This is a genomic window from Mesorhizobium sp. P160219 (assembly GCF_057786095.1).
In genome coordinates, this window is sequence record NZ_JBYNWG010000001.1 from 408,894 (window position 1) to 425,569 (window position 16,676).

Annotated in this window: 16 protein-coding genes; 3 read left to right on the forward strand and 13 right to left on the reverse strand. The window is 64.7% G+C overall.

Translation table 11 applies throughout. The annotated features are described in order from the left end of the window. Window positions 1-50: 50 nt before the first annotated feature. From AC3EMP_RS02075 to AC3EMP_RS02085, 3 genes are all read right to left on the reverse strand, one after another. Window positions 51-1,307 (reverse strand): D-amino acid dehydrogenase, encoded by a 1,257-nt coding sequence (locus tag AC3EMP_RS02075; RefSeq protein ID WP_023668705.1) that lies wholly within the window; start codon window positions 1,305-1,307, stop codon window positions 51-53. Between the two features lie 93 nt (window positions 1,308-1,400). After that, the gene (alr, locus tag AC3EMP_RS02080; protein ID WP_352512189.1) at window positions 1,401-2,510 is read right to left on the reverse strand and encodes an alanine racemase; all 1,110 of its coding nucleotides are present in this window, start codon (window positions 2,508-2,510) and stop codon (window positions 1,401-1,403) included. Between the two features lie 271 nt (window positions 2,511-2,781). Then, window positions 2,782-3,294, reverse strand: coding sequence for an RNA pyrophosphohydrolase (locus tag AC3EMP_RS02085; RefSeq protein ID WP_023824279.1), 513 nt, complete (start codon window positions 3,292-3,294; stop codon window positions 2,782-2,784). A 176-nt stretch (window positions 3,295-3,470) separates the two neighbouring features. Here AC3EMP_RS02085 and AC3EMP_RS02090 point away from each other — a divergent pair, with 176 nt between their 5' ends. Then, a complete protein-coding gene (locus tag AC3EMP_RS02090) occupies window positions 3,471-3,806 on the forward strand; it encodes a hypothetical protein (protein ID WP_023688909.1) in 336 nt (111 codons plus the stop codon). A 19-nt stretch (window positions 3,807-3,825) separates the two neighbouring features. Here the strand turns inward: AC3EMP_RS02090 and AC3EMP_RS02095 are convergent, their stop codons facing one another. From AC3EMP_RS02095 to rsfS, 5 genes are all read right to left on the reverse strand, one after another. Continuing rightward, the gene (locus tag AC3EMP_RS02095; RefSeq protein ID WP_352512187.1) at window positions 3,826-5,007 is read right to left on the reverse strand and encodes a divergent polysaccharide deacetylase family protein; all 1,182 of its coding nucleotides are present in this window, start codon (window positions 5,005-5,007) and stop codon (window positions 3,826-3,828) included. A 183-nt stretch (window positions 5,008-5,190) separates the two neighbouring features. Further along, entirely contained in the window at window positions 5,191-6,516 is a 1,326-nt protein-coding gene (locus AC3EMP_RS02100) for a S41 family peptidase (RefSeq protein ID WP_023668701.1), read from the reverse strand. A 1-nt stretch (window position 6,517) separates the two neighbouring features. Then, window positions 6,518-7,876: a murein hydrolase activator EnvC family protein gene (locus AC3EMP_RS02105; protein ID WP_023668700.1), complete on the reverse strand. Its 1,359-nt coding sequence runs from the start codon at window positions 7,874-7,876 to the stop codon at window positions 6,518-6,520. A gap of 122 nt (window positions 7,877-7,998) precedes the next feature. Further along, complete coding sequence (gene rlmH, locus AC3EMP_RS02110; protein ID WP_023668699.1) at window positions 7,999-8,481, reverse strand: 23S rRNA (pseudouridine(1915)-N(3))-methyltransferase RlmH; 483 nt, start codon at window positions 8,479-8,481, stop codon at window positions 7,999-8,001. A gap of 62 nt (window positions 8,482-8,543) precedes the next feature. Beyond that, complete coding sequence (rsfS, locus tag AC3EMP_RS02115; protein WP_023668698.1) at window positions 8,544-8,921, reverse strand: ribosome silencing factor; 378 nt, start codon at window positions 8,919-8,921, stop codon at window positions 8,544-8,546. Window positions 8,922-9,162: 241 nt separating this feature from the next. Between rsfS and AC3EMP_RS02120 the strand changes: the two genes are divergently transcribed. After that, on the forward strand, window positions 9,163-10,017 hold the full coding sequence (locus AC3EMP_RS02120; RefSeq protein WP_023736854.1) for a mechanosensitive ion channel family protein: 855 nt from the start codon (window positions 9,163-9,165) through the stop codon (window positions 10,015-10,017). 15 nt (window positions 10,018-10,032) lie between these two features. On the opposite strand, the gene AC3EMP_RS02125 is transcribed toward AC3EMP_RS02120, so the two are convergent. The 5 genes from AC3EMP_RS02125 to obgE all read right to left on the reverse strand — a co-directional run bounded on the left by AC3EMP_RS02125 (window position 10,033) and on the right by obgE (window position 15,640). Further along, window positions 10,033-11,313 carry an MFS transporter gene (locus AC3EMP_RS02125; RefSeq protein WP_352712225.1) on the reverse strand — a complete coding sequence of 427 codons (1,281 nt, stop codon included), beginning with the start codon at window positions 11,311-11,313 and terminating at the stop codon, window positions 10,033-10,035. Window positions 11,314-11,386: 73 nt separating this feature from the next. Next, a complete protein-coding gene (locus AC3EMP_RS02130) occupies window positions 11,387-11,974 on the reverse strand; it encodes a nicotinate-nucleotide adenylyltransferase (RefSeq protein ID WP_023684122.1) in 588 nt (195 codons plus the stop codon). A 163-nt stretch (window positions 11,975-12,137) separates the two neighbouring features. Beyond that, on the reverse strand, window positions 12,138-13,424 hold the full coding sequence (locus AC3EMP_RS02135) for a glutamate-5-semialdehyde dehydrogenase (protein ID WP_023684121.1): 1,287 nt from the start codon (window positions 13,422-13,424) through the stop codon (window positions 12,138-12,140). 3 nt (window positions 13,425-13,427) lie between these two features. Further along, a complete protein-coding gene (gene proB, locus AC3EMP_RS02140; protein ID WP_352712223.1) occupies window positions 13,428-14,606 on the reverse strand; it encodes a glutamate 5-kinase in 1,179 nt (392 codons plus the stop codon). A gap of 2 nt (window positions 14,607-14,608) precedes the next feature. After that, the gene (gene obgE / locus AC3EMP_RS02145; RefSeq protein ID WP_023668691.1) at window positions 14,609-15,640 is read right to left on the reverse strand and encodes a GTPase ObgE; all 1,032 of its coding nucleotides are present in this window, start codon (window positions 15,638-15,640) and stop codon (window positions 14,609-14,611) included. 167 nt (window positions 15,641-15,807) lie between these two features. Here obgE and AC3EMP_RS02150 point away from each other — a divergent pair, with 167 nt between their 5' ends. Next, window positions 15,808-16,671, forward strand: coding sequence for an endonuclease/exonuclease/phosphatase family protein (locus AC3EMP_RS02150; protein WP_023668690.1), 864 nt, complete (start codon window positions 15,808-15,810; stop codon window positions 16,669-16,671). Window positions 16,672-16,676: the final 5 nt, after the last annotated feature.

Genomic DNA, 16,676 nt, shown 5'->3' on the forward strand with positions numbered 1-16,676 from the left:
TGTCCGGTAGGACAGAGGGGGTGCTGGCCCGCGAGCTTTAGAAAGCACCCCTACCTCAAATACCGCTCCGGCCCCAGCTCCCGCACATCGATATCAGGCACCTTGCTGGAGATGATGTCGGACAGCACCTTGGCCGAGCCGCAGGCCATGGTCCAGCCAAGCGTGCCGTGCCCGGTGTTGAGATAGAGGTTGGAGAACTCGGTGCGGCCGACCAGCGGCGGCCCGTCCGGCGTCATCGGCCGCAGCCCGCACCAGAAGGACGCCGCCTTGAGGTCGCCGCCATCCGGAAACAGATCGCCGACCGAATGTTCGAGGGTGCGCCGGCGCGATTCATGCAGCCTGAGATCGAAGCCGGAAATCTCCGCCGTGCCGCCGACGCGGATGCGGTCGCCGAGCCTGGTGATCGCCACCTTGTAGGTTTCGTCCATTACCGTCGACACCGGGGCGGCGACCGCGTCCTTGATCGGAACGGTGATCGAATAGCCCTTGACCGGATAGACCGGGATCGGGCGCCTGAGCAGGCGCATGAAGCGCGCCGAATAGCTGCCCAGCGCCAGCACATAAGCGTCGGCCGCGCGCGAGCGCTGGTCGGTGCCGACGCTGACGATGCGATTGCGGTTCTTGGAGAAGCGCCGGATCTGCGTACCGTACTCGAACGTGACGCCGCGCGCCACGCAGAGCTCGGCCAGCCGATCGGTGAACATCTTGCAGTCGCCAGTTTCGTCGCCGGGCAATCTCAGCCCGCCGACAAACTTTTCCCGCACGCCGGCCAGCGCCGGCTCGGCCCCAATGCAGCCTTCGGGATCGAGCAACTCGTAGGGAACGCCATATTTCTTCAGCACCTCGACATCGCCGCCGGTGCCGTCGAGCTGCTTTTGCGTGCGAAACAGCTGCAGCGTGCCCTTGGTCCGCTCATCATAAGCGATGCCGGTCGCCTCGCGCAGCGCCTTCAGCGTGTCGCGGCTGTATTCGGCGAGCGGCACCATGCGCGCCTTGTTGATGGCGTAGCGATCCGCGGTGCAATTGCGCAGCATCTTGATGAGCCATGTCCACATATACGGATCGAAGGCCGGCCGCACCACCAGCGGGCCGTGCTTCATCAACAGCCACTTGATTGCCTTCAGCGGAATGCCGGGGCCGGCCCAGGGCGAAGCATAGCCCGGCGAGATCTCGCCGGCATTGGCGAAGCTGGTTTCCAGCGCCGGCCCTTTCTGGCGGTCGAACACCGTCACCTCGTGGCCGGCCTCAGCGAGATAATAGGCAGTGGTGACCCCGATAACGCCGCCGCCCAACACGAAGATCTTCATCGCATCACTCTCCACGACGACTTCCGTCAGAGGGCCGCCGCCTCCTGTCTGCCGGATTCTGCGGCGTCCGCCAAGGGGCGGCGTGTCGCGGCTCTATTCGTTGATATAGCGGCGGTGGAAGCGGGGGCCGAGACTGGTCAGGATTTCATAACCGATCGTGCCGGCATGACCGGCGGCGTCATCGACGCTCTGCGAGGGGCCTAGGAGTTCGACAAGGTCGCCCTCGCGCAGCCGGCCGGCCGGCAGGGCCGAGATGTCGAGTATGATCGAATCCATCGACACCCGCCCGACAAAGGGCAGTCGCACGCCGTCGAGCCAGGCAGCCGAAGCCGCGCGCCGGTGCCAGCCATCGGCATAGCCGAGCGAGATCGTGGCCGCGCGCAAGGGACCGCTGGCCAGAAACGCATGTCCGTAGCCGACGCCCGCGCCCTTATCGATGCCGCGTGTCTGGATGATCTTTGCCTCGAGCCGCACCACCGGCAGCATCGGGTTCGCCTCATCAGGCGTCGGATTGATGCCGTAGAGCGCAGCGCCAGGACGCGCGAGGTCGTACTGATAGCGCGGCCCAAGAAAGATGCCGGAGGAATTGTCGAGCGACGCCGGCGCCTTGGGCAGCATTTTGCGCAGCCGTTCGAACTCTTTGAGCTGCGCGTCATTGGCCGGATTGCCCGGCTCGTCGGCGCGGGCCAGATGGCTCATGACGAGGACGACATCGACGCCGGCGAAAGCATCGGCCGTAAGCGCCTCGACCTCTGCCGGCGCCATGCCCAGCCGCGACATGCCGCTGTCGACCTGGATGGCGGCCTTGAGCTTGCGGCCGGCCTTTTGGCCTGCCTCGCTCCACGCCTTCAGTTGCCCGGTGCTGTTGATGACGGGAACAAGGTCGGCGGCCACCGCTTCAGGTTCCGAGCCCGGCGGCAGGCCGTTCAGCACATGGATTTCCAGCTTCGGTCCGAGTGCGTCGCGCAGCGCGACACCCTCGGTGAGATGCGCGACAAAGAAGCTGTCGCAGCCTTCGGCAACCAGTGCCGCCGCCACTTGCCGCGCGCCGAGCCCGTAACCGTCGGCCTTGACGACGCCGGCGCAGCGCGCGCCGCCGAGCTTTGCCTTCAGCCGCCGGTAATTCTCCCTGACCGCGCCGAGATCGATGGTGAGAATGGCGCCGGCCGCCGCTTCGCTGATGGTATCTTTGGCTTTATGCATCGCAGATCCGACGAAGTCGGCGCTGCCCCTCATTGTCCTGCCGGATATTTCTCCCCGGCCCTGTACGGGGAGTTGAAGAGCGGTCCGCGTAAGGCGGACGAAAAGCCAACTGCTTGGCTTTTCGAGTGACGAAAGCCGGCAGGCAGGTGAGGGGCAGCCCATACGCTGCGCTAAGAGGCCATTGCCCGGCGTCGTTCATATGGATCTCGTGGCTGCGGGTGTCCCGATCAATAAAGCACGAATCAGGTGCCGTGCGAACCGTCACATCCAGCTAGGCAAGATGACGGAACGTCGCCACCACATCCTCATAGACGTTGCGTTTGAACGGCACTATCAGATCGGGCAGGTCCTGCATTGGCCGCCATGCCCATTCATCGAATTCGGCGGTGTGGCCGCCGGGCGGCGGATTGATCTGGATCTCGCTGGCCTCGCCGTGAAAGCGGTAGGCGAACCATTTCTGCGTCTGGCCGCGATAACGCCCCTTGAGGGCTATGCCGACCAGATCGGGCGGCAGGTCGTAATTGATCCAGTGCGGCGCCTCGGCCAGCAGCGTGACCGAGCGCATGCCGGTCTCTTCATAGAGCTCGCGCCCGGCCGCCTGCAGCGGCTCCTCGCCCTCGTCGATGCCACCTTGCGGCATCTGCCAGAGCTGCGTGGTGCCGGCGAATTCGCTGTCCGGCTCGGCGATGCGGTGCCCGACCCAGACCAGCCCGTCGCCATTGAGGATCATCAGCCCGACACAGGGGCGGTATGGCAGCGTCTCGGGGTCGATCTTTTTAGCCATCGGAGTTTAAAGCCGTTCTGAGATTCGCTCCGGCGAGGCAGTGGCGAATGATTTCGAGAACCGGAGCGGAGCGTACTCAAAGTAGGCTTGCCCCGGAAGCGGAAAACTTGGGTTCGTTCCAGTCACTGCCACCCGGCCCCGTTGCCGCCGTTGCGGTCGAATGGCAGAGTAATCCCATGAAAAATATTCAAATCATCGACGGCGCCTTGAACGCAACCTTCAGCGTGTTCGAGGCAACAGAGGAGGAGTACGCCGCCATCTTCCCGGATGGAAGAGACATGGAACTGGCCGAAGATTTATTTGAGCGGCTTGGTGAAGACGAGGCAGGTCGCGTGCTGGCGCCGCTTTGGGGTCGTCCCATCCTGAAACGCGATGTGCTCGGAATCCACGGCACCCTGTTCTACAACAACGAATATCGGCGGAGACACATCCCGCAATCAAAGCGCGAGGTCGACTGGGATGATGGTTCAATCAATCAGGCCCAGAGAGAGCTCTTTTCTCGGCATCGTTGAAAATCGCCACAAGCGCCGGTCAGCCCTTTTCCGGGTCGATGGCCACCGCCGAGATCGGCACGATCTCGATGCCGCGCTTTTTCGCTTCGACCGCCCAGAACGCCACGGTGTCGACGGTGAGGTCGAAAGCCGAGCCGATGCCGACGGCGGAGCCTTTGGCACGCGCGGTCGCTTCCAGCGCGTCGAGCTTTTTCAGGATGGCGCCGCGGTCCTGCACGGCGTCGATTGCCGTATCGCCGGCGACGAACGGCACACCGTCCTTCAAGGCGAGATCGGACGCCAGGCTCCGCGCGGACGAGCCGTCATCGACATAGGCAAGGCCGCGCTTGCCAAGCTCGGCCATGAACGGCCCCATCGCTGTCGCGTCGGCCGAAAAGCGCGCCCCCATATAGTTCATGACGCCGGTATAGTTGGTGGTCCGCGACAGCGCCCAGCGCAGATTCTTCAGATTGTCGTCCGGGCTTGCCGCCACTGTCAGCGTGTTGCGGCCGGGATTGACGTTGGGATAGTCGAACGGTTCGAGCGGCACCTGCATGACCACCTCATGCCCGCGCTGCCGTGCCGCCTGCATCCAGCGGCCGATGCTGTTGCCTTGCGGCGCAAAAGCCAGCGTCACTTCGGCCGGCAGCTTGGCGATCGCGGCCTGCGTGCCGGTCTGCGACACGGCAAGCCCGCCGATGACGATTGCCACTCGAGCGCCACGCGAACCCGACCACGGCCGCGCATAGACATCGAACGGCCGCCGGCCGTCAGCGGCGCGAACCGGGAGTGGGCCGGTGTCGCTGGCCTCGATCAGCGCCCTGTCGGGGATATGCGCGATCTTCAGGTTCTGGCCGATCGTCGACGGGTCGTGGATGACGATGGCTGCATTGGGCGGGCCGTCACCCTCCTGGGTTTGCACATGGATGATCTGCGGACCGCTGGCCTTGGGCGTTTCCGCCTTCGGCGCTGCCGCCGTCGCTTGAGCAGTGGGTGCTGCGGCCGCGGGCTCGGCCGCCGCCGTCACCTTTGGCGTCGAGACCGCGATTGCTTCCGGTTTGCGGAACGGCTTCTCGCGCAGCGCGATCGCGCCGGAGATGCCGACCGCGGCCAGCACGACCAGCGTCGCCGCGACGGCGCCAGCGCTGATCCCGCGCGACGCAGCACGCGGTCGGGCGGCCTGTCCGAGTGGGCGTTCGATGTCCTTGCCGATGTCAGCCAAGCCGCATCCCCGGGCGCATGATCGGCGAAATCTTTTCGCCATGCGCAGATCCAAAACTGACGGCGCGTCCCCTGCGCCTTTTGAGGCGCAGCGCCCAGCGGTCCCCGAATCAAACTGCCGGAACCTCACGGTCCCGGCAGCATTGCATCGCTTCGATTGGGCAGCCAGAGCTACCAGTCGATTTCACTGGTTAAGCACTGCCTTCTCCGGATTCGGCGGGAATGCCGGATCGGTCTTCTGGCCGCGCAGCAGCTGTTCGGCATAGATCAGCTGCAGATCGTCCTTCGGATCCGGCGGCACATAGGCAGCCGAGCCCGAGCCGGTATCGCTCTCGTCGGCGCCCTTGATATGGCCCTTGAGGTCCGATTCGCCGCGCGTCAGGTCCCTGCCCTGCAGTTCGGGCGGCAGCGGCTGGTCGACCTTGATGTCGGGCGTGATGCCCTTGCCCTGGATCGACTTGCCGGACGGCGTGTAATAGAGCGCCGTCGTCAGGCGCAGCGCGCCGTTCTCGCCAAGCGGGATAATGGTCTGCACCGAGCCCTTGCCGAACGACTGCGTGCCGACCACTGTGGCGCGGCGCAGATCCTGCAGCGCGCCGGCGACGATCTCGGAGGCGCTGGCCGAACCGCCATTGACGAGCACGATCAGCGGCTTGGCGCCGATGTCGTCGCCTGCCTTGGCGTCGAAGCGTGTGACGTCCTTCGGGTCGCGGCCGCGGGTCGAGACGATCTCGCCACGGTCGAGGAAGGCGTCGGACACGCTCACCGCCTGGTCGAGCAGGCCGCCCGGGTTGAGGCGCAGATCGAGCACATAGCCCTTGAGCTTGTCGTTCGGCACCTGCTTCTTGATGGTGTCGATGGCGTTCTCGAGGTCGTCATAGGTCTTTTCGGTGAAGGAGGTGATCTTCATGTAGCCGATGTCGTTCTCGACCCGGAACTTGACCGCCTTGACCTTGATGATGTCGCGCACCACCGTCAACTCGATCGGCTTGTCGGCGCCCTGGCGCAGGATGGTCAGCTTGATCGGCGTGTTGACCAGGCCGCGCATCTTTTCGACTGCATCGTTGAGCGTCAGGCCGCGAACCTCTTGGCCGTCGATCTTGGCGATATAGTCGCCGGCCAGCACGCCTGCCTTGGCAGCCGGGGTGTCGTCGATCGGCGTGATCACCTTGACCAGATCGTTCTCCATGGTGACCTCGATGCCAAGGCCGCCGAACTCACCCTTGGTCTGCACACGCATGTCCTGCGCCTGCTCGGCATTCATGTAGGAGGAGTGCGGGTCGAGCGAGGTGAGCATGCCGTTGATGGCGTTTTCGACCAGCGACTTGTCGTCCGGCGGCGTCACATACTGCGCCCGCACGCGCTCGAAGATGTCGCCGAAGATCGCCAGTTGCTTATAGGTCTCGGAGCCTGCAGCGTTCGCCGTCGAGCCGGGCGCGCCATAGACCAGGCTCATCGCTGACGCGCCCATCAGCGCACCGGCAATAAGAAGCGACAGTTTCCGCATCATTTCACGTCCTTCCAGAGAAGCGGTCCGCCCACCATGGGGTCGGATCGACGGGTTTTCCATCCTTGCGGAACTCGACATAGAGTTCCGGCGTGGCATTTCCATTCTTCGAGGCCGAGGTGCTTGCCACCCGGGCCTCTCCCATCGCGCCGACCGGCTCTCCTGCGAGCACCGACTGGCCAGACGCGACGCTGATTCTGCTCATCCCCGCCAGGACGACATGATAGCCGTCTCCCGCATTGAGGATCAAGAGTTGACCATAGGAGCGAAAAGGCCCCGCATAAAGCACATTTCCGTCCGCCGGTGCCGTGACGATGGCTCCCGATTGTGTCGCAACCATGTCGCCAAGCATCACCGCGCCGTTACCGTCATCGGCCCCGAAACGCAGCTTGATCTTGCCGGTGACCGGCAGCGAGACTTGTCCCTGAAGTGCCGAAAACGGCGCGGCGGCGGTGAGGCGGTTGCCTTCCGGCACGGGCAGCGAAGCCAGCTCCGTCGACGCGGTTGTGCCTGCATCGGCGTTATCGGCGTCCGGCTTATCGCTGTCGGCCGCTTTCTGTTCGCCTGCCTTGACGGCATCCGCCGCCTTGCGGCTCTTGTCGGCTTCAAGCGAAGCGATCAGCTCTTTCAGGCTGCCGGCCTTGGCCGCAAGCGCCTGGGACCGCTGCTTTTCAGCGGCCATCGCCGTCCACGTGTCCGCCTCGAGCTTCTGCTTGGCTTCGAGCAGCATGGAGAGGCGTTTCTTTTCCGCCGTCTGCTCGCCGACCGCCGCCGTCAGCCGCGTCCGCTCGGCCTCGATCGAGGCCGTCACCCGGGTCTGTTCCCTGAGGTCGGCCAGCAATTTGTCGGTCTGCTGGCGCAGTTCCGGAACCACTGCGCCGAGCAGGATGGCGCTGCGCACCGACGACAGCGCGTCTTCCGGCTTGACCAGGATCGCCGGCGGCGGATTGAGCCCCATGCGCTGCAGCGCGCCCAGCACCTCGGCCAGCACGTCGCGCCGCGCCGCCAGCGAGACACGGATCTTCTGTTCCTCGCCCTTCAGTCCTTCGAGCCTGGCGCCGATATCCTCGATGTCCTGGCCGAGCTTCTGCTCGGTCATAGCCGACTGGATAAGCGCCGCGGTGATCGAGGCATGGTCCTTCTTGACCGAAGCAATGTCGGCGGCGAGCTTGGCCAGCCGTTCGGACGACAGCGTGATCTCGGCCGACACCTTCTCATATTCGGCACGGCTCAGATCGGGGTCGGGCGCCACGTCCAGCGTATTTTCGGCCCGTGCAAGCCCGAGCGACAGCAAAACCACCGCCGCAGCGATGCCGCAGCGCGCGTGCCGGAAGCCCGTTCGTGATTTCCCGTTGTCAGCCATTGAAGCCCGACTCTATGCGTGGCTTCGTTAACGAACCATCAACCATGATCGAACCGAAGCCTAGCACAAAACAGCCGCGCATTGGGGCGGAAATCCGGACGATTGACCCTCGACCCACTGATTTACGAACGGTGGTAGGGATGTCCCGAAAGAATCGTTGCCGCCCGATAGAGCTGCTCGCCCAGCATGACACGCACCAGTTGGTGCGGCCAGGTCGCCGCGCCGAACGAGACCATCAGCTCAGCCTGATCGCGAATCGACTGGTCGTGCCCGTCGGCGCCGCCAATGGCGATGACCAACGCCTTGCGTCCGCCATCGCGCAGCTGGCCGATACGGCTGGCGAAATCGTCTGAGGACAGGTTTTTGCCGCGTTCGTCGAGCAGGAACAGCGCCGTGCCCGGCTGCAGCTGTGCCTGCAGCTTCTGGCCTTCCTCCCGGCGGCGCTCATTGGCGTTCTGGGCTCGTCCCTCGGCGATCTCGGCGACACCAGAGAATTCGAACCCGATCGCCGGGCCGCTCTTGGCGAAACGCTCGAAATAGCGGTCGGCGAGCTCTCTCTCGGGGCCGGCCTTCATCCGGCCCACGGCATGAACTGCTATCTTCATCCCTGCCTCGGCGAGCTTTCAATCCATGTCGCACCCAGGATGGTTACGACATGAGACGAAGCTCAGTGCAAGGTCTCTTCCTCGAGGTCCGGCGCCTGCCACATCTTTTCAAGATTGTAGAATTCGCGGACTTCTGGGCGGAAGACATGGACGATGATGTCGCCTGAATCGATCAGGACCCAGTCGGCGCCGGACAGCCCCTCGACGCGCGCCGTGCCGAGACCGGCATCCTTGAGCGCCTTGAGCAGGTGGTCGGCGACAGCCGAGACATGACGGTGCGACCGGCCCGACGCGATGACCATATAGTCGCCGAGGCTCGATTTCCGCTGAATGTCGATTGAGACAATATTTTCGGCCTTGGAGTCTTCCAGACTGGCAAGGACTGTCTTGATGGCACGGGACACGGCGTCATCTACGCTGATCCTGGCCGGCGAAGGCATGATGTCAACCTTCTTCCGCAATGCTGTTCTCAGTGTATTTCCTTTCGCAGCAAGAACAACCAAATCACCCACGAAATCAGGTGACACCCTATAGATAGGCAGAGTTCCCTTGCAGTTTCAAGACGGGAGGCCCTGCCACCGCGAACGCAGTGCACGACTTCCGGTTCCGGAGCCTTGAGAAAAATCGGAACCCATGGCCGCGGCAGGGGTTATCGACACACCCCCCAAACGGATTTTCCTGATGCCAATCGACCCCCAGAACACGCTGCTCACCGTGCAGGCTGGCCTTGCGCAACTCAGCACACTGATCGTTTCCTATTCCTTCTCCGCCATCGGCGCCATCATCCTGCTGGTCGTCGGCTATCTCGTCGCCGGGCTCGCAGAACGATCGATCTCAGCCGGCCTCGGCCATATCCATGGTTTCGACGCGACGCTGCGCCATTTCTTCTCGAAGATCGTGCGCTACGCCATCCTGATCCTGGTGGTCATCATGGTGCTCGGCCAGTTCGGCGTTCAGACGGCCTCGATCATCGCCGCCATCGGCGCCATCGGGCTGGCAATCGGCCTGGCGCTGCAAGGCACGCTGCAGAACATCGCCGCAGGCATCATGCTTCTGGCGCTCAGGCCATTCCGCATCGGCGAATATGTCGAGGTCGGCGCCATTTCCGGCACCGTCGAGGAAATCGGCCTGTTCGCCACCAAGCTCCGCACGACAGACGGCGTCTATGTGCTGGCGCCCAATTCGACGCTGTGGAACCAGCCGGTGCGCAATTTTACCCGCAACGGTGTGCGCCGCGGAGACATCACGCTGAGCATCGGCTCCTGGAACGACATCGACCTGGCGCAGAAAACCATGCTGGGCGTTGCCGGCGGCGAGCGCCGCGTCAAGCGAGAGCCGGCGCCGATCGCCTTCGTCGCCACGGTGGGCGATGCCAGCGTCGCCATCACCTTGCGCTACTGGACCACGGCGGCGGATTTCTTCGCCACCCAGATCGATCTCACCAAACGCGTCAAGCAGGCGTTCGACGCCGAAGCCATTTCGGTTCCCGCACCTCCGCCGGAGGCTCGACAGGAAACTGCCGCCACCAGGCAGTAGGAGCTGTGAAACCGTTCAGCGCTTATCTTCCGGGGCGTAGGCGAGCTCCACCGGCAGCGGCGCCTGCGCCGACATCGGCGCGAAACTGCTGGTCTCCGTAGCGGGGACGGCGCGCGTGGTGGCCACTCGCCACAGCACGAACAGGCAGAAGACAGTGGCGATGACGATGGCCACATAAATGAAGGCCTGCGTGCCATAGACAGCCGACAGGGCCGTCACGATACCCGGCACGATGAACCCCGACAGCGACCAGGCAAACAGCAACGAACTCGACAGCGCCACCATGTCGTCCTTGCCGGCGCGGTCGGCGGCATGCGCGCTGGCCAGCGAATAGATCGATTCCGAGGCGCCGTCCCAGACGATGTAGATCACCACGAGCACCATCAGCGCGCCGCCGTCGAAGCCGATGGCCAGAATACCGGCGACGATGGCCAGTGCCGCAGCGCCGGCCAGCACGTAACGGCGATCGGTACGGTCGGAAATCCAGCCGAGCGGTATCTGCAGGATCAGCGTGCCGACGGGCATCGCCGACAAAAGCAGCGCCACATCGGCCTGGCTATAGCCTTTGGCCGTGGCATGGATCGGTGCGAACCCGGCGATCGCCATCGACAGACCGCCGACGGCCAGCATGCCGGCCACGCCGACCGGCGAGATCCGCCAGGCGCGGCCAAGCGCCACGGAGGCTGCGCGAGGTGGCGGCGGTTGAGCCAACCGCGTCATGCCGACCGGCAGGATCGACACTGCGGTGAAGGCAATGCCGATCAGCGGCGCCTGCGCCGTCGCGATGTCGACCGCCGCCAGCAGGGCATAGCCGACGCCAAGTCCGGCGACATAGGCGACGTAAAACACCGCCATCACCCGGCCGCGAATGGCGTTTGCGACGGCATCGTTGAGCCAGCTCTGGGCGACGATGAACAGGCCGCATATTGCAAAACCGTAAAGCGCGCGCGCCGCGATCCACAGCAGCGGGTAGGTGCCGGCGCCAATGGCAGCATTCGACAGCGCTATCAGCGCCGACAGCACCATGAAGGCGCGGGCGTGCCCGACGCGGCGCACCAGCGGCCCGGTCAGGATGCAGCCGGCAAGTCCGCCGGCGGAAAGGCCGGTGATGATCAACCCGGCCCAGGTCGGATCGAAGCGCTCGACCCCAAGCCGGACCGGGATATAGGCGAACATCAACCCGTTGCCGACCGCGATCAGCGCCATCGACACGATTACGCTGGCAATGGCGATCACGGGCGCCGGCGGGGCGCCATGATTGTGGTCGATGTCGGTCTGGTTCACTGAAGTGGCCATATCCAGCGCAGCATCGCCCAGCGGATCGCGAAAGGCCGCCGTAAAAGCGACATCGGCGATCTGGCCTTACGAGTTACCCCTTGGCTTGCTTGCGAATAGCACTCGATGACAGCGACGAACGCGGGCCGTGAATAAAAGTCCAGGCCGGCGCCTTCATGCGCGCGAGCCGGGGCGCGTCACCCTCGTCGACGCGGGCATAGTCGAACGTCTTGGCCACGACCGAGGACAGGAAGGACAGCGTCGCGCCCGGGCGGTCGATGACGGCGATCGGGAAGGTCATGACGATCTGGCGCCAGCGCTGCCAGCGGTGGAAATCGCGAAGCGAGTCGGCGCCCATGATCCAGACGAAATCGACGCCGGGATTGCGTGCCTTGACCAGCGCCAGCGTGTCGGCGGTGAAGCGGATATGATGCGCCGCCTCGAAGGCGGTGACCTTGATCTTCGGGTTCTTGGCAATCTGCTCCGACTGCAGCAGCCGGTCGCTCAGCGGCGCCAATTCCCTGGTGCTCTTCAGCGGATTGCCTGGCGTCACCATCCACCACAATTGGTCGAGCGCGAGGCGCCGCAAGGCAATTTCCGCCACCAGCGCATGGCCGGCATGCGGCGGGTTGAACGATCCGCCGAACAGGCCGACGGCGAGGCCCTTTTCGGCATGCGGCATGCGGAGGTAGTGCGAGGAAAGAGGCGCCCCACCCTCCCCCTTGTGGGGAGGGTCGATCCGCGAAGCGGAGCGGGGTGGGGGGATTGCAGAATTCAGCGTCGTACCCCCACCCGGCTCGCTGCGCTCGCCACCCTCCCCACAAGGGGGAGGGTAAGGCCAGCGCTCAAGGCCTCACCTGTCCCGACCCGCGCACGCGGTATTTGAACGAGGTCAGCTGCTCGACACCAACCGGTCCGCGCGCGTGCATCTTGCCGGTGGCGATGCCGATCTCGGCGCCCATGCCGAACTCGCCGCCATCGGCGAACTGGGTGGAGGCATTGTGCAGGAGAATCGCCGAGTCGATCTCGCTGAAGAAGCGCTGCACAGCCTTTGCATCCTCGGCGATGATCGCCTCTGTGTGGTGTGAGGAGAACGTCTCGATATGGTCGATGGCGCCGGCAATCCCGTCGACCAGTTTTACCGCGATGATGGCGTCGAGATATTCGGTCACCCAGTCGGCATCGGTCGCCGGCTTGGCGTCGAAGAACAGCTTCATCACTTCCTGATCGGCATGGATCTCGCAGCCGGCGGCGCGTAGCGCGTCGAGGATCGGCACCAGATGTGTGGAGGCCACCGCGCGGTCGACCAGCAAAGTCTCTGCAGCGCCACAGACACCGGTGCGCCGCATCTTGGCGTTGACGGCGATCCTGACCGCCATGTCGAGATCGGCCGAGCGGTCGATGTAGAGATGGCAGATGCCTTCAAGATGGGCAAAGACCGGCACCCGCGCCTCGCTCTGGACGCGCCCGACCAGGCTCTTGCCGCCCCGCGGAATGATGACGTCGAGATTGCCGCCAAGCCCTTTCAGCATCTCGCCGACGGCGGCGCGGTCGGTGGTCGGCACCAGCTGAATGGCGTCTTCCGGCAGGCCGGCGGCCTTCAGCCCCTCGACCAGGCAGGCATGAATGGCGGCGGACGAATTGAGCGAGTCCGAGCCGCCGCGCAGGATCACCGGATTGCCGGCCTTGAGGCAGAGCGCGCCGGCATCCGCCGTCACATTCGGCCGGCTTTCATAAATGACGCCGACAACGCCGAGCGGCGTGCGCACGCGCTCGATCTGCAGGCCGTTGGGGCGATCCCAGGCGGCAATCACATCGCCGACCGGGTCCCTGAGCTCGGCGATTTCACGGATGCCATCCGCCATGGCACGGGTGCGCGCCGGATCGAGCTTCAACCGGTCCATGAAGGAGCCGGACAAGCCCGATTCGTGTCCGTTAGAGACATCGATGGCGTTGGCATCGAGAATCTGCTGCTGGCGCGCGATGATCGCGTCGGCCATGGCGAGAAGTGCGGCATCCTTGGCGGCGGCGGTCGCAATCGCCAACGGTCGGGCGGCCGCGCGGGCACGGCGGCCGATATCAGCCATCAGCGCGACGGTGTCATCCCCGGATTGTTCATGCAACTTCAGCATGTCTCATCCTCCGCTTACCTCGCCCCCGGCCCATACCTGGCCGGCAGCCCGTATCTGGTCACCCGGATCGCTCACCACCAGATCGTCGCGGTGGATCATCGCCGAGCGCGCCTCGTAGCCGAGCACGGTTTCGATCTCCGCTGTCTTCAGGCCTGCGATCCTTACGGCATCGGCGGCATCGTAGGCAACAAGCCCGCGCGCGATCTCGCGCCCTTCCGGCGACAGGATGGCCACCGTGTCACCGCGCGAGAAATTGCCGCTGACCAGCCTGACGCCGGCCGGCAGCAAAGATTTGCCGGACAGCAGCGCGCCGATGGCGCCGGCGTCGACGGTGAGCCGCCCGGCCGGTTCGAGCTGGCCGGCGATCCAGGTCTTGTAGCCTTTCACCGGATTGGCGCTCGGCCTGAAGAAGGTGGCGCGCTCGCCACGCTCGATCGCCATCAGTGGCGACAGCCTGGTGCCCGAGGTGATGATCATGGCGGTGCCGGCGGCGGTGGCGATCTTGCCGGCATCGAGCTTGGTGCGCATGCCGCCGCGCGACAGTTCGGATGCGGCCGCCCCGGCCATAGCCTCGATATCGGGCGTGATGCGGTCGACCACCGGAATGAATTTTGCATCGGGATCGCGCGCCGGCGGCGCCGTATAGAGCCCGTCAATGTCGGAGAGCAGCACCAGCAGGTCGGCGCCCATCATCGTCGCCACCCGGGCCGCCAGCCGGTCATTGTCGCCATAGCGGATTTCGGAGGTCGCCACCGTGTCGTTCTCATTGATGACCGGCACCGCCTTCATCTTGAGCAGCGTCGAGATCGTCGCGCGGGCATTCAGATAGCGGCGGCGCTCTTCGGTGTCGCCGAGCGTCAGCAGGATCTGGCCTGATTTCAGCGCGCCCTTGCCCAGCGCGTCCGACCACGCGCCGGCCAGCGCGATCTGGCCGACGGCCGCAGCCGCCTGGCTTTCTTCCAGCTTCAGCGCCCGTTTGCCGAGACCGAGAATGGTGCGGCCGAGCGCAATGGCGCCGGAGGACACGACCATGATCTCGGCGCCACCATTGGCCAGCACCGCAATATCCTCGGCAAGCGAGGCAAGCCAGTCGCGCTTCAGGCCGCTGGTGCGGTCGACCAGCAAGGCCGAACCGATCTTGACCGTGATGCGCCGGTATTTTGTCAGCGACTGCGCCGTCATCGCTATCGGTCCCAGCGGGTCTCGACGGGAGCGGCAGCCCTGTCGCGCGCTTCGCCGACAACCGCCATCAGCGCGCGCAGCACCGCTTCGACGCCCTCGCCGGTGGCCGCCGACAGCAGCATCGGCGCGCGGCCGGCAGCGCGTTTGAGCGACGCAACCTTCTTCTTGCGCTCATCGGCATCGAGGATATCGACCTGGCTGAGCGCCACGATCTCGACCTTCTCGATCAGCCCATTGCCATAGGCGTCGAGCTCGGCGCGCACGGTCTTATAGGCTTTGCCCGGATTTTCCTCCTGCGCCGAAACCAGATGCAAAAGCACACGCGTGCGCTCGACATGGCCGAGGAACCGGTCGCCGATGCCGACACCCTCATGCGCGCCCTCGATGAGGCCCGGAATGTCGGCGATGACGAATTCGCGCGCATCGATGCGGGCAACGCCGAGACCTGGATGCAGCGTGGTGAAGGGGTAGTCGGCGATCTTTGGCTTGGCTGCGGTGACGGTTGCCAGAAAAGTCGACTTGCCGGCATTGGGCAGCCCGACCAGGCCGGCGTCGGCAATCAGCTTCAGCCGCAGCCAGACATTCATCTCTTCGCCGGGCTGGCCCGGATTGGCGCGGCGAGGCGCCTGGTTGGTCGAGGTCTTGAAATGCTGGTTGCCGAAGCCGCCATTGCCGCCCTTGGCCAGCAGGAAGCGCTGGCCGACCACGGTCAGGTCACAGATCAGCGTCTCATTGTCCTCGGCAAACACCTGGGTTCCGGCCGGCACCTTGAGCGTCACATCGGCGCCCTTGGCGCCGGTCATGTTGCGGCCCATGCCGTGGACACCGGTCTTGGCCTTGAAGTGCTGCTGGTAGCGATAGTCGATCAGCGTGTTCAGCCCATTGACCGCTTCCAGCCAGACATCGCCGCCGCGGCCACCGTCGCCGCCATCCGGGCCGCCGAACTCGATGAATTTTTCGCGCCGGAACGACACAGAGCCGGCGCCACCGTCGCCGGAGCGGATATAAACCTTGGCTTGATCGAGAAATTTCATTGGACTACGCAGTTTCTGTTGGCCTTGCGGCTTTGCTTTAGATCTTGCGCCTTGCTCTAAACCAAGGCGCGGCCAAGGGCGAGGCCGTTTTGCGACTAAAGCGCCGGATGCCCTTTTGTCGGGGACGCGGTAGCAGTGTTCGCGGACGGACCTTGAGGGGCGCGGGAATGAAGGTTGTGAGCTACAACATCCAGTACGGTATCGGTCTGGATGGCCGCTACGATCTCGGCCGCATCACCGAGGCGGTTCGCGGCGCCGACGTGATCGCGCTGCAGGAAGTGACCCGCAACAATCCGAGGAACGGCAACCGCGACATGGTCGCCGAGATCGGTGAGGCGCTGCCCGAATATTTTGCCGCCTACGGCAGCAATTTCGAGGTCAATGTCGGCTCGCGCCTGGAGGCCGGCCGCGCCATCACCACCACTTTCCAGCTCGGCAACATGGTGCTGTCGAAGACGCCGATCCATCTGTCGCGCAATCTGCTTTTGCCGCGCAGCCGCAGCCTTGAGGCGATGAACTTCCAGCGCGGCGCACTCGAGGCGCTGGTCGAGACCCCGCTCGGCTTCATCCGCTTCTATTCCACGCATCTCGACCATCGCAGTCCGGTTGAGCGCGCCAGCCAGATCCGTTTCCTGCGCCAGCGCCTGTTGAACTATGCCTTCGAGGGCGGCGGTCTCTCCGGCATTCCCGAGATCGGCCTGCCGGACCTGCCCTATCCCGAAGCCTTCATCGTCATGGGCGACTTCAACATGCTGCCCGGCTCGCCCGAATATGTCGAACTCGTCGGCCGCCCGGACCATGAATTCGGCATGCCCTTGACCGCCGATCTCGCCGTCGACGTCGCCCAGCGCCTGAACACACCAGACGTCGTCACCTGGGTCGATCCCACGCGACCCGAAGACACAAGCCGCCACAAGCGCATCGACTACATCTTTACCTCGGCCTCGCTCGCCGGATCGCTGAAGCGCCTGTGGGTCGACCCGCAAGCGGTCGGTTCGGACCATCTCCCGATTTGGGTCGAGATGGGCTGAGTTGA

What these genes read in the sequence shown, in the direction of transcription:
- obgE (WP_023668691.1), bottom strand. Translation starts at nt 15,640, where the DNA reads ATGAAATTTCTCGATCAAGCCAAGGTTTATATCCGCTCCGGCGACGGT.
- AC3EMP_RS02105 (WP_023668700.1), bottom strand. Translation starts at nt 7,876, where the DNA reads ATGGCTGACAACGGGAAATCACGAACGGGCTTCCGGCACGCGCGCTGC.
- AC3EMP_RS02085 (WP_023824279.1), bottom strand. Translation starts at nt 3,294, where the DNA reads ATGGCTAAAAAGATCGACCCCGAGACGCTGCCATACCGCCCCTGTGTC.
- alr (WP_352512189.1), bottom strand. Translation starts at nt 2,510, where the DNA reads ATGCATAAAGCCAAAGATACCATCAGCGAAGCGGCGGCCGGCGCCATT.
- AC3EMP_RS02135 (WP_023684121.1), bottom strand. Translation starts at nt 13,424, where the DNA reads ATGCTGAAGTTGCATGAACAATCCGGGGATGACACCGTCGCGCTGATG.
- AC3EMP_RS02090 (WP_023688909.1), top strand. Translation starts at nt 3,471, where the DNA reads ATGAAAAATATTCAAATCATCGACGGCGCCTTGAACGCAACCTTCAGC.
- AC3EMP_RS02125 (WP_352712225.1), bottom strand. Translation starts at nt 11,313, where the DNA reads ATGGCCACTTCAGTGAACCAGACCGACATCGACCACAATCATGGCGCC.
- AC3EMP_RS02120 (WP_023736854.1), top strand. Translation starts at nt 9,163, where the DNA reads ATGCCAATCGACCCCCAGAACACGCTGCTCACCGTGCAGGCTGGCCTT.
- rsfS (WP_023668698.1), bottom strand. Translation starts at nt 8,921, where the DNA reads ATGCCTTCGCCGGCCAGGATCAGCGTAGATGACGCCGTGTCCCGTGCC.
- AC3EMP_RS02100 (WP_023668701.1), bottom strand. Translation starts at nt 6,516, where the DNA reads ATGATGCGGAAACTGTCGCTTCTTATTGCCGGTGCGCTGATGGGCGCG.
- rlmH (WP_023668699.1), bottom strand. Translation starts at nt 8,481, where the DNA reads ATGAAGATAGCAGTTCATGCCGTGGGCCGGATGAAGGCCGGCCCCGAG.
- AC3EMP_RS02130 (WP_023684122.1), bottom strand. Translation starts at nt 11,974, where the DNA reads ATGCCGCATGCCGAAAAGGGCCTCGCCGTCGGCCTGTTCGGCGGATCG.
- proB (WP_352712223.1), bottom strand. Translation starts at nt 14,606, where the DNA reads ATGACGGCGCAGTCGCTGACAAAATACCGGCGCATCACGGTCAAGATC.
- AC3EMP_RS02075 (WP_023668705.1), bottom strand. Translation starts at nt 1,307, where the DNA reads ATGAAGATCTTCGTGTTGGGCGGCGGCGTTATCGGGGTCACCACTGCC.
- AC3EMP_RS02150 (WP_023668690.1), top strand. Translation starts at nt 15,808, where the DNA reads ATGAAGGTTGTGAGCTACAACATCCAGTACGGTATCGGTCTGGATGGC.